Here is a 13,001-nt window from a genome sequence, read left to right as displayed (position 1 = left end):
CTGTATAAATTGTAAGCCATAAAAAAAGCGAGCTTAATGATTAAGCTCGCTTTTTTATATTCAGTGTTGGCTTAGTAAACTTAGCTTACTGAACGGTATTCATTGTCAGGGCATAACCAGCGGTATACAACACCAGCAATAGCCGCACCAATAAGAGGAGCAACCCAGAACATCCATAATTGTGATGTTGCCCAGTCGCCAACAAATAATGCAGGACCAGTACTACGAGCAGGGTTAACTGAAGTATTCGTTACTGGAATACTGATTAGGTGAATAAGTGTTAATGCTAGACCAATAGCAAGACCTGCCATTTGTGGTGAAGCAAGCTTATGTGTTGCACCTAAAATTACGAATAAGAACATGAATGTCATTACAACTTCGGTAACGAATGCAGACAACAAAGAGTAATGACCAGGAGAATGGGCACCGTAACCGTTAGAAGCAAAGCCATTTGCAAGATCAAAACCAGCCTGACCGCTTGCAATGATATAAAGCACACCAGCACCAGCAATACCGCCTAGTACTTGTGCTGCAATGTAAGGAATAACGTCACCGATAGGGAAGCGACCGCCAGTCCATAGACCAACAGTAACTGCTGGGTTTAAATGACAACCTGAAATATGACCAATTGCGTATGCCATGGTTACAACAGTTAAACCAAATGCAAGAGCAACACCTAAAAATCCAATACCTAAATCTGGGTATGCCGCCGCTAATACAGCACTACCACAACCGCCTAAAACTAACCAACCGGTGCCGATAAATTCAGCAACTAATTTTCTCATCATAAAGCTTATTTCCTTTTAAATTACGATTAAGGGTACGTTAGAAAAGATAAACAACGAATTGATATAACTTTCTTAATTTACTCTTGTAACGGCTGAATGCTTATACCTAGTCCGTTACTGATAATATTGTTTTTATTACACATGATGCTAGGTCGTTTTTGTAATTGTTGTAGATATCATTAATGACGCTAGTATTAGACGACCTTATTTATGGAGCATATTCTGAATTAAAAACGCTGTGCAATCTAGCATATAGTGAAAAGTTTAACTATAAATTATTTTTTTTAAGAATAATTTATGTTTCTATGGCCTCAATATTGTCTGAAAGTTATTTACAGATGAAAATAAGTTTAGCAATAAATAGCTATTTGTCAGATATATTTACCATTATGTTAGAAATTATAGTTAAAAAGTGCAGGCTTTATCAATTAGTACAAAGTTTGCGTCTATATATCTATGGTTAATTGTAATATGGCTAACATAAAGACTAATAAATTAATCACCTTCATTGAATAAATAGGTTTCTAATTGTTCTGATAACCATTTTACAACCGTCCCTCGTCGCGATTCATTTTCAACGACTTCGCCATAGGATTGCCAATTCATGGCGCGATTATATTTAATGACTTTAAGGGTCCCTTCTCTAAGGTGTTGTTTAATAAGTATTGCGGGCAAAGATGACCAACCAGTTTGGTCGAGTACGGCATCGCGTAAATGTTCGTAAAAAGATAAAGCGATATATTTACCTGCTTTTGGGGTTACGATCCGTAAGCTTTCTTCATCAAAATAGGCGACGGCAATTTCAGTATAACGTTCGAGATCAGCGTTGTTTACTTTTCGAAGTTGGCTGAGAGGGTGATCTTTGTGAGCGACCGACATCATACGTATTTGGCCGAGATCTGTTTGTTGTAATCGTGAAAAAAGATGAGTACTCGGTAATAAACCATAAGCGACATCGACAAGATTTTGCGCCACCATTTCTTCTAGTTCTTGAGTGGGGGCACTGTAAATTGAGACACTTGTTTGTGGAAATTGAATGCGGATCTGACGTAATAATTGACGCCATAATGATTCGGGTAATGAATCATCTCGTGCAATACGAATACTGGCTTCGACCCCAATGTTATATTGTTCACACCGAGAATGAATATCCCTAGCAATTAAGATTATACGTTCAAAATCATTCACAGTTGCTTCGCCAATTACTGTTGGTGTAATACGGTTACCGCTACGATTGAGAAGATCAACGCCTAAGCTATCTTCTAATGAGCTTAAAGCGGCACTTACTGTGGTTCGACTTTTTCCATGGCGACGAGCCGCTTCGGCAATTGAGCCCGTTTTTATCGTCGATAGAAACATTTCAATTTGAGCTATTTTCATTGATGGTACCAAGATATTAAATATAAATGCAGAGGTGAGTAGAATAACGCTTGTTAGCGACGATAAACCTGACGCTCAGAGATTATAGTATTAATAGAAGTGGTTGTATCATCTAATTAGTTTCACAATGAAACAAAAAACGACGAAAAATTTGTCGATTGAGGTCTATATGTCTAGTTCAATGCAACAAGAGCGCGGTTTACTCCTGTTGTCTACCGTGTCATCGTTTACTTTTGCTATTTTGGGGATTGTACTTGGGTCACTTGTTGGTTCTTTAGTGATTATTTTTGATGGTGCATATTCTTTAGTAAGCTTGGCGTTAACCATGTTGTCCCTAGGTGCCGCGCATTATCTTCATAAACCAGAAATAAACAAAGATAGTTCGCAAGTCGCAATGATAGCGCCAGCTGTTATTACGATTAAAGGCTCAGTGATTGCCTTGATGTGTATATGGTCATTTTATTCAGCCATTGAAGCTATTTTAGCTGGTGGCCGTGATATTAATGCAGGAGTGGCTTTGGCCTTTGGTATGATCAGTGTTGTGGGTTGTTATGGCACATATCGTTATATCAAAGTCAAAAGTAGAGATATTTCTTCAGCATTAGCTGATGCAGAAGCAAAACAGTGGATAATGGATACTGTTATCAGTGCTTCTGTATTAATGGGCTTTGTTGTTGCGAAAATTTTAATGATGACTCAATATTCACATCTAGCCGTATATGCAGATCCTACAATGGTGATTTTAGCGTCTATTTATTTCATTATTGTTCCTGTAAAAATGGTACGTCAAGCTATAGGTGAACTGATGGACATTTATAGTCATCCAGATCTTGTTCATGCTCAGCATGTAAAATAAAACCTGATGAAAAAATGAAGGCCAACATTATATGTTGGCCTTTTTTTTTTGAAAAATATTAACGCCCAAGAAGTAAGGTGTTTTCAATTTCTCGATAATATTGTGCCGTATTAATTAAAGAGGTCGCGGTTAAACCGGGAACGCCATAAACTTCAACCGTGGTGTTATATTTGGTCTGTACTTTATCAACCAATAAATCAAAATCACCATCGCCTGATAATAAAATAATACGATCAACATCGGCAGCATGTTCTAGTACATCAATGGTGATCCCCACATCCCAGTCACCTTTTGCTGAGCCATCACTGCGCTGAATAAAGGGTTTTAATTTAACATCAAACCCAATTCCTCGAAGGATATTTTGGAATTGACGTTGTTTTTCATCACCTTTATGAATGGCATAGGCATAAGCAGCGATAATTTCACGACCTTGTGATACTTCTGCCCAAAAAGCATTGTAATCGAAATTACAGTGATACTTTTCTTTAACGGTATAATAGATGTTTTGGACATCGACAAAAATAGCAACTTTTTCCACGAGAATCCTAAAGAGTTTGAATAGCCAGTTTGTTATGTTGGACAAACTGACTATATATTACAACTATTATTAATTAAATAATGGTGGGTATTATCACAACAATTAGTTATTTGTTGGTGATTGATTAATATTACCGTTACGTAATGTTTGTAATACTTGTTCTTTGGGACCATCAGCAACAATCTGACCATGTTCCATGACAATTAACCGATCAACAATATCAAGCATGCCTGTTTTATGCGTGATAAGAATTAACGTTTCATCTTGTTTCATTTGGCGTAATTGCTGCTTAATATACATTTCTGACCGATTATCCATACTACTTGTCGGTTCATCCATAATAAGTATCGGCGGTTGACTTAAAAAGGCTCGCGCGATCGAGATTGCTTGACGTTGACCGCCAGAAAGCGCGTGTCCACCTTCACCTATCTGCTTTTCTAAACCAGCGGCATCATGTTGAGTAAATGCGGTGACGCCCGCACGTTCAGCGGCAAGCAGAATTTCTTTGTCTGTTGCTAAAGGTCGTCCGAGGACAATGTTATCGCGGATAGATCCAAAAAATAGAGTGATATCTTGCGGTACGCAGCCGATATTACGCCTAATATCAATATGATGTAATTGGTTGATGTCCGTATCATCAATACGAACAGAGCCTTGCTGTGGCTGATATAAGCCCATTAAAATACGTTCAAGACTGGTTTTTCCTGAGCCTATACGACCTATAATAGCCACTTTTTCACCTGGATTAATGGTGAAACTGACATTTTTTAATGCTGGCTGAGTTGCATTTGGATAAGAAAATGTAACGTTATCAAATTCTATTTTGCCACGAATAATTGGGCGATGAATATAACGTTTACCTTCTTCTTGTTCTAATGGCATTGCCATTAACTGTTCAATAATGGTCATCGCTGATTTAGCTTGATTATAACGTGTTGATAGTAGGGCTAATTGAACCATTGGACCGACTGCTCGGCCACTCAACATGGTTGATGCAATTAATCCACCCATGGTTAGATCACCGTTAGCGATTAAATACACACCAACAACAATCATTGCGACTGATACAAATTGTTGTAAAAATCCTGCCGTATTTTGAACTGAATCTGTTAAACGGCGAGATTTTAGACCCCAGTTTGAAATATGAGTAACGGCTTCTTCCCAACGGTATTGAAATTGACTCTGAGCACCAAACATTTTGATGGTTTCTAAACCGGATAAACTTTCAATTAAGTTGGCATGTTTTTGAGAGGCTAGACGAGATCCTTCTTCAATTGTACGGCGTAATGGTTGTTGAATAAGGTAGCTATAAATCACTAAGAGTAATACAGCAACAAGCGGCACTAATGCTAAAGGTCCTGCCATTACATAGATGATAAATAAGAACAGTAATGCGAAGGGTAAATCGATTAATGATGAAACTGTCGCAGATGTGAAAAATTCACGAATGGATTCAAATTCTTGTAGGTGACGAGCAAATGCACCGACAGAAGCGGGTTTTGCTTCCATTCTTATGCCCATTACTTTGCTGTATATTTTTGCTGAGATTAGAAGATCTGATTTTTTACCTGCTAAATCAATAAAATAACTTCTTAATAATTTAAGTATAAAATCAAAAACAAAAATAAGGGTAATACCAATAGCAAGCACCCATAAAGAATCAAATGCAAGATTGGGTACGATTTTGTCATAAACCAAACGAGTAAATAATGGTGCCGCAATGGCGAACATGTTAATTAAAATAGAGGCAATAAAGACATCACGATAAATACTACGTGATTCCCATAATGTACTCCAGAACCAGTGTCCGTCTCGACTTTTTATAATTTCAGGTGAACGTTCATCATAACGGAAACGCTTTTTAATGAGGAATAAATGGCCACTGTACTGCGCGTTTAATTCATCAATATTGATCCATTGCTCGGAGGCATCATTTTGTGGAAGAACAACTTCAGCTTCACCTTTATCGTGATCGATACTAAGAATGACACAAGCATCACCACCTTTAAGTAAGGCAATGATCGGAAATAGCAACGGTGATAACTTAGTGAGTGCTAATTGGGTTTGTTTCGCCTGAAGTCCTGCTTTTTCTGCTGCACGAGGTAATAAATAAGGAGTAAGTAAACCATCGGTTAGCGGTAGATCTGCAATTAAGGCATCCGGTGAATTGGCTTGGCCGTAAAAGCGACTGATATAAGCAAGTGATTGAAGCAGTGGATCTTTCATGTTATTTCCCATTAACTAACTGAGCTGTGATATAACCTTGGAAACCTTGGATCTTTAGTTGTGTTAACTTTTCTTTTTGTTCAATCGTTTCTACACGAGAAGCAATTGTAAGTATTGAAAGGTTATGGGCACTGCGTGTTATTGACTCTAAAACATCAGTTTTCATTTGATCGTCTAATTGTGACGTGTACGCAAAATCTAGCTTCACATAGCTAGGACGTAATTTATTGAGATAACCCAAAGAGCTAAAATTATGACCATAATTATCGATACCAAATTGGAACCCATTTTGGCGAATTATTTCACAAAGTAAGCTAGTGTTATCGATATTTTTAATAAAACAAATTTCAGGTAATTCAAATAAAATGGATTGTTTCATTTGTGGGTAAGACTGAAGTTTTCGGTTAAGCCAACGAATAAAACCGGTGTCATTAATACTACTTTGAGTAATATTAATAGCGACAGGGACTGATTTTGTTTTTTTAGTTAATTGGTTAAAAATAGTATCAATGACATAGCAGTCAAATTTAGTGCCCTCATTGAGTTTTTCTATCGCAGATAAAAATTGACCCGCATTAAATTTGTGCTCGCCTTTTTTGATATAAGCAAACATCTCTTTATGGATCACATCATTATTTGTATTAATTGCTTGTTGAAAGGTGAAATGAATTAAGTTATTTGCAATCGCTTCATCAACCAATGTTTTCCATTGTTGTTTACCCATTATTTGTATTGTTTTTTTCTTGCTGCTATCTAATAGCGCAATGGGTTCTTTTACTTCTTGACGAGCTTTATTTAATGCATTATCTGCATGAGTAAGTAATGCGGTTATTGTTAGTGTTGCGGAGCATGCGACAATACCAACAGCGGCTTGAAGTGGCGCAATACCTAGAGGATCAGAGTTAAGTTCTGATGTCATATATAGCATAGTGCGACCAGTTTCCATTAGGTCATCTTCTGATGCATTAGGTGCGATAAGTATAAATTCAGATTGATTTAAACGAGCAATAGTAACGTCGTCAGCAGATAATTCTTTTAGACGTTCCGCTAATTTTTGTACTAAGTGATCTCCTGACTCATAACCTGATTTTTGGTAGCTATTTTCTATGGTATCAGATTTCAATAAAATGATGCCGCCACTAGGATTATTTAATAACCATGATTGTAATTTAGTGATTAAATAACTACGGTTTGCTAATCCAGAAACAGGATCTTGATAGGCACGAACTCGTAATGAATCAGTCTCTTGAGCTTGCTGTTCAAAATGTTGTTGTAACTGAATATTCATTGAATTAAATGCGGTAACAAGATCACTTAATTCTCGAGTATGAGGGGTTGGTAATGGATCTGTGAAATGATTAAGCGCCATCTCTTGAGCACTTTTTTGAATTTGTTTTAGAGGCTTTAGTACTTTATTGAGAACGAATGCTAGCACAATTGCGCCGAATAATAGGCAGGCTATAAACCCAAGTACCAGCTGAATGGTCGCTTTCCATAATTGAATATAAGCAGAAATAGGGCTACTTGTAACAGAAATATTGGCCAGTTGTAGCCAACCACTGGTTAACGTTCTTGTTTGAGAAATGGTTTCAATGTGGACTAAAGATTGGAACCAATGAGGAACATTATTGGTAACTTGTGGATAATGACGAATAATTTCTTTTTCAGAATCCAATAACGTCAGTTTTACCTGGCTGTAATAACCTGAGTCAAAGGTAGCATTGATAACAGATTCGGCAGAAATAAGATCTTTTGCTTTAAGGTAGGGAGATAATGCAAACCCAATTGAGCTAACAACATTATTAAGTTCTGTTGATTGTTGTTCAATTAAATAATTTTTTGTGGTCTTAAATTGGATAGCAAACACAGCACTAGTTAATAAAAATAATATAACTAGCATCCACAGTAGAAGTTGTCGGTAAAGAGTCATTGTTATTTACTCATTAAAAAATGTTTCGTGGTTGGTTAAGTTTTATATGTTGCGACCGATTGCGTAAATCATTCCAAAGACTTAAACGTGAAGCATTACCTGCTATTTTTCCTTGTCCTTTTTGTTTCATAAGCCACAATTTACTACCATTGAAACTGTATATCGGTAATAAATCATTACGTTCAGTAGCCAGTGAAATATTCCCTTTGAGATTATCTAATATCAAAGGTATTGCTGATGGTGTGGGATAATAAGTAACAACCATATGGAACTGGTTAAGTTCAAGCGCTTTTACGTAGACTAATCTGAGTTTATTATCATCAATACCTAGCTCAAGCAGTGCTTGATACTTAGCAATACTAAAGTCTTCACAGTCCCCAGCGCCAATACCAACAAACTCATAAGGTGTAGCCCAATAATCTTCTTGATTCCATAGCTTTTGGTCACTGATAAAAACAAATTGGTTAAAAAAATCATTAATAACCTTTAATTTTTGTGATTCAGACAAATCTTGTGAAGTATTAATAAGCTGACGCCAAGCTGTTGCTCGTTTTCCTGCTCGATCACCATAAAATTGTGTTATTTTTTCTATTTGTTGTGTGTTACTAGCAGCAAAAACATTTACTGCTAGTAAACAACAAAGTAACCAAAAAGTTATCTTCTTCAATGGGCAATTTTCTGTTTAGTTTTCACGAACGGTATATACCGTCCATTCTTTCACTACATTTCCCTGAGATCCAATGACTTGTGCAATAACTCGACGACTTAATGTATTACTTTCTTCAACATCATATGCTTTAACTGGATCACTATCGCCAAAGCCAACTGTTTTAATACGAGAGGGTGTAACACCATCATTGATTAATGCTTGACGAATTGCGTTGGCACGACGTTCTGATAAAGCAATATTGTAAGCAGCTTGACCCACTGGGCTTGCATAACCTTTGAGTTCAATATGAGTTTTTGGATATTTTGTTAAGAATCCACTCATATCCTTTATGTTCTTCATGTAGCTTTCCGGAATAGCTGAAGAATCATTAGCAAACAATACATGAATTTTATTTTCTTCAGAGCTGTCGACATAGGTTGGACAACCATCGTTATCGACGATTGCATCAAGTGGTGTCTTAGGGCAGTGATCACGTTGATTGATAACGCCATCACTGTCGTTATCAAACAAATTTTTGGTTTGCTTAGCAATGGGTGGTTGAGGCACTGAAAGTGAGCAGCCAAATAATGATAGTGCAAATAACCCTATAACGATGTATTTCATATTTTGTTCCTTTATTTAACTGACTGCGCCCAAGATTGAGGTATTTCAACTCGCATCTCACTAAGAATTAATCCGGTAGCATTTAACACGCGGTATTTTGCCAATATGCCATCATACTCCGCTGTTAAATAAGCTTTACGCGCTTCAAATAATTCGTTTTCAGTGTTTAGAACATCTAGTAGAGAACGTTGACCTATCTTAAATTGTTTTTCATAAGCAATAACGGTACGAGCAGATGCATCAACGTGTTCTTGTAAGAATAATTTTTGCTTTTTCGATAATGTTAATGCACTCCATGAAAGGCGAGTACCTTCTTCTAACATTCGATGGGCGCGATCACGAATATCTTTGGATTTATTGATTTGGTAAGCCGCTCGACGTGATTTAGCAACGTCACTTCCGCCATTAAATAGGTTATAGCGCATTTTTAACATGGCTTTTAGTTCATCTGTATCCCCAGTTGAACCGTTAAGATCTTGTCCCCATTCTTGTGATGCTTCAATGCTAAAAGAAGGGTAGAAGGTACCTTGTGCTTGCTTGTATTGATATTCAGCGGCATTAATATCATTTGATGCAATATAAACCACCGGATTACTTTTATTTGCTTTAGCTAATGCATCATCTAAAGATATTGGTAGATAATTACTATCAACTTCAGGCTTTACTAGATCGGTAGGGTAAACACCAATAACTCGAACAAAAGCGGTGATCTTATCTTGAAGATTACTTTCAGCAGCTAATAAATTAGTATTAGAGCTGGCTAAACGACCATCAACTTGCGCTAAATCCGCGGTTGAACCAATACCTGCATCCGCACGTTTTTTGATATCAACGTACATTTTCTGATGAACTTTAAGATTTGATTGCGACAGGGTTAATACATCTTGAGCATGTAGAACATCAAGATAAGCTTCTGTTGCTTTAAGTGCTTTGTCTTGTGCATCAGATAATAACTGATAGCGTTGAGCTTCTGTTTCTGATTTATTACGTTGAATATCGTTATACGTAATTGAGCCATCCCAAATTAATTGACGAATATTAATTTGAGCGCTTTGAGGATTGTACTGACCTGAAGGACTGTTAGCTTTGTAATCATCATGCCCAATACCTGCTTCTAGATCTACGGATGGCAAATAATCGCCTTTGGCCGCATTAATCAATTGGTGCTTACTTTGAAATTCATTGTAAGCACTTTTTATATCAGGGTTAGTTGATAATGTTTCTGCAATAGCTTGCTCTAAAGATTGCGCCATGACTGGCGTTGCCAAACATTGAAGGCCAATTAATAGAGTGATTTTCTTTAATACATGTTTTTTGGTCATTATTTTATTCTCTTAATGCCGTTTGACGTGCTTTGAGGATTGGTTTTAGTAAATAATCAAGTACAGAACGTTTACCTGTAATGATATCTGCTGATGCCGTCATTCCTGGAATGATTGGTAATGCTTCGCCATTAGGACCTTTAAGGCTACTTGCATCGGTACGAATTTTTACTTGATAGAAACTATTGCCCTTTTTATCTTGGATTGTGTCTGCACTGATTGTCTCTACTGTTCCTTTTAGACCGCCATAATTAGTAAAATCATAGGCGCTAAATTTTATGATTGTTGGTAACCCAGGTCTTAAAAAACCAATGTCTTGTGGGGCTATCTTTGCTTCAATTAATAGTGAGTCTTCAGTGGGTACTATTTCAATTAGTGGCATTCCGGGTTGAATAACGCCGCCAACGGTATTGACGTATATTTTTTGAATGGTGCCATTAACTGGAGAGATGACAGTGGTACGCTTCACGCGATCTTTTAGACCCACTTGTGTTTCAGTCATGCTGGATAATTTATCGCTGGTTTCGTTCAATTTAGCTTGAATTTCTGAACGGAATTGTAGAGCGATATCAATATATTTAAATCCTGCTTCTTGAATTGCAGCTTGAGTCACTGGAATTTGTAGTTTGGCCGAATTTAAATCACGTTTAGTATCATTTAGAGATCGCTGTAACTTTAATAATTCAATACGAGGAACAACACCTTCATCGGCTAATGGCTTAGTGATGTTGTATTCTTTTAAGGCGATATTATAACTATCACGAAGATTAGATACTCGAGCTCGAGTTTCTGTTAGTTCTCGTTCTTTTTGTGATGCTTGTTGTGAGGCAACGGATAGTTGGTTTTCTAAATTATTTAATTTACCTGAAAACTGGTTAAGTTGTCGTTGTACTAATTGAGCATGCTTTTTCTTAAATTCGGTACTAAAAACAGGTGCTAATCTTGTGACATTAACACTTTTCCGCCATTGGGTATTTTGAGTGTTTTTATTATTGATGGTAACACTAGCAAGTAAGGCGTTAAGACGTAATGAATCGGCATGCATTGCTGCAAGGCTCTGTGTTTTTTCTTCAAAATCAGATTTAAATTGAGTGTCATCAATCAATAATAATGTTTGCCCTTTTTTTACTGCTTGGCCTTCTTTAACTAAAATTTGTTTAACAATCCCACCTTCAAGATTTTGTACTACTTGTAACTGAGATGATGGAATAACTTTACCTGAGCCAGTTGTGACTTTATCAAGTTTTGCAAAATAAGCCCAAATAAAGGCAAGCAAGAAAAATAAGACCATTATCCATAAAATGACTCTGGCATTCTTCGGGGTATTTAATAGTAACGCAGCAGATTTATCATCAATAAAATCGAGATCATTGGTTGATATCGAGATGTTTTTTTTGCTCATATAAAACCTATGTCTCAAAAATAAAGGCTTGTAGTAACGTTAATGTTTTGTTTTGAATGATATATTTATTAATTGCTGTTATTAAGATGTATCATAATAATGAATATTATAACCTTCCTCATTATATCAATACTTTTAATATTAAGTATCGTTAAATATTATACATAATGTGTTGATTAATTATTATATCCGTGAATGATAATCATCTAATGTATTGACGTAAAGTGATATTTTTTGTTTAATGCGTCGTAAGAATATACAGCGGCATGCACATGTTAAATATGCATTAATGATAATAACTAATTTAATGACACTAATGGTTGTTAATTGTTATTAATTGTAAGGTTAAATGTTGGATTTTTTTATGGCTAAAATCGAAAATAATACGAATGAGTTAAAGGTTATTGATGGTACCTGTTTTGTTATTAAAAATAATAAGGATGTTTTAGCTATAGATAATCATCATCAATTGCAACTTGATGAAATTATTGTTGCAAATAGCAACACTAAAATGATTTTTAAGAAAGATGGCATTGAACAAGTTATTGAACAATCAGTGCCCACTTGTTCAATGTTATCTGTTGATGGAATCAAAGTTGTTAATTTAGATAGTGGTATTGATTTTAATAGTAATGGTATTAAGAATGCTGCGTTCTCTAATAACGACATTAATGCCATTCATAATGCTATTTTAACCGGACAAGATCCGACTACATTATTTGAAGCAACAGCAGCAGGTAACGAATTAGCAGCTGGCCGTACGGGATTAAATGGTTCGTCAGCGACAGCAAGTTTTATCACAATTAATTATGATAATGACTCAATGCTAGCAAAGGCTGGTTTTGATACTGCTTACGAGCCAAGTATTAAAAAAAGCCATATAGAAGAGAGTAGTGATATATCGCACTCTACGTTAGATGCGGGTGTCACCATCACCACCATTGGTGGTGACAATGTGATTAATGATGAAGAGTCCCACGGCAAAGTGCCTGTAACCGGTACCGTTGATGGTGATGTCAAAGTTGGCGATACCGTTACGATCACTGTAGATGGTAAAGCGGTAGGTACTGCCACAGTAGAAAGTCACAATGGCAAGTTAACGTGGACGGCAAACGTCGATGGCAGCGTATTAGATAACGCCACCACAGATAACGTCACCGCTACCGTGACAACTCATGATGAAGCAGGCCATAGCGCCACTGCGACAGATGATCATATTTACACCGTTGATACTGACATTGCGGCAGCGATTACTATTACCTCGATTGCTACCGACGGTGTTATCA

At 36.6% G+C, this 13,001-nt stretch carries 11 protein-coding genes; 2 read left to right on the top strand and 9 right to left on the bottom strand.

Annotated elements, in window-relative coordinates; genetic code table 11:
• Window positions 1–80: 80 nt before the first annotated feature.
• A complete protein-coding gene (aqpZ, locus tag C9J51_RS05905) occupies window positions 81–785 on the bottom strand; it encodes an aquaporin Z (protein WP_209428678.1) in 705 nt (234 codons plus the stop codon).
• Between the two features lie 498 nt (window positions 786–1,283).
• Window positions 1,284–2,168: a LysR family transcriptional regulator gene (locus C9J51_RS05900; protein ID WP_045038615.1), complete on the bottom strand. Its 885-nt coding sequence runs from the start codon at window positions 2,166–2,168 to the stop codon at window positions 1,284–1,286.
• A gap of 169 nt (window positions 2,169–2,337) precedes the next feature.
• Here C9J51_RS05900 and C9J51_RS05895 point away from each other — a divergent pair, with 169 nt between their 5' ends.
• Window positions 2,338–3,024: a cation transporter gene (locus C9J51_RS05895; protein WP_045038614.1), complete on the top strand. Its 687-nt coding sequence runs from the start codon at window positions 2,338–2,340 to the stop codon at window positions 3,022–3,024.
• A 58-nt stretch (window positions 3,025–3,082) separates the two neighbouring features.
• On the opposite strand, the gene C9J51_RS05890 is transcribed toward C9J51_RS05895, so the two are convergent.
• The 7 genes from C9J51_RS05890 to C9J51_RS05860 all read right to left on the bottom strand — a co-directional run bounded on the left by C9J51_RS05890 (window position 3,083) and on the right by C9J51_RS05860 (window position 11,715).
• Window positions 3,083–3,562 (bottom strand): LabA-like NYN domain-containing protein, encoded by a 480-nt coding sequence (locus C9J51_RS05890; RefSeq protein WP_045040852.1) that lies wholly within the window; start codon window positions 3,560–3,562, stop codon window positions 3,083–3,085.
• 102 nt (window positions 3,563–3,664) lie between these two features.
• On the bottom strand, window positions 3,665–5,788 hold the full coding sequence (locus tag C9J51_RS05885) for a type I secretion system permease/ATPase (protein ID WP_045040851.1): 2,124 nt from the start codon (window positions 5,786–5,788) through the stop codon (window positions 3,665–3,667).
• Window position 5,789: 1 nt separating this feature from the next.
• On the bottom strand, window positions 5,790–7,718 hold the full coding sequence (locus C9J51_RS05880) for a bifunctional diguanylate cyclase/phosphodiesterase (RefSeq protein WP_045038611.1): 1,929 nt from the start codon (window positions 7,716–7,718) through the stop codon (window positions 5,790–5,792).
• A gap of 13 nt (window positions 7,719–7,731) precedes the next feature.
• Window positions 7,732–8,376 (bottom strand): transglutaminase-like cysteine peptidase, encoded by a 645-nt coding sequence (locus C9J51_RS05875; RefSeq protein WP_373455642.1) that lies wholly within the window; start codon window positions 8,374–8,376, stop codon window positions 7,732–7,734.
• A 24-nt stretch (window positions 8,377–8,400) separates the two neighbouring features.
• The gene (locus tag C9J51_RS05870; protein ID WP_045040849.1) at window positions 8,401–8,991 is read right to left on the bottom strand and encodes an OmpA family protein; all 591 of its coding nucleotides are present in this window, start codon (window positions 8,989–8,991) and stop codon (window positions 8,401–8,403) included.
• 11 nt (window positions 8,992–9,002) lie between these two features.
• Complete coding sequence (locus tag C9J51_RS05865; protein WP_045038608.1) at window positions 9,003–10,313, bottom strand: TolC family outer membrane protein; 1,311 nt, start codon at window positions 10,311–10,313, stop codon at window positions 9,003–9,005.
• Window positions 10,314–10,317: 4 nt separating this feature from the next.
• Window positions 10,318–11,715, bottom strand: a complete 1,398-nt coding sequence (locus C9J51_RS05860) for an HlyD family type I secretion periplasmic adaptor subunit (RefSeq protein ID WP_045038607.1) — start codon at window positions 11,713–11,715, stop codon at window positions 10,318–10,320.
• A 364-nt stretch (window positions 11,716–12,079) separates the two neighbouring features.
• Here C9J51_RS05860 and C9J51_RS05855 point away from each other — a divergent pair.
• Window positions 12,080–13,001: retention module-containing protein (locus C9J51_RS05855; protein ID WP_170073308.1), on the top strand; the 922-nt coding region annotated here is incomplete at its 3' end.

Source organism: Photobacterium iliopiscarium, assembly GCF_003026395.1.
GTDB classification, from domain to species: domain Bacteria; phylum Pseudomonadota; class Gammaproteobacteria; order Enterobacterales; family Vibrionaceae; genus Photobacterium; species Photobacterium iliopiscarium.
Note: the sequence above shows the minus strand (reverse complement) of the source record. Positions and strands in the feature narration are given on the sequence as shown.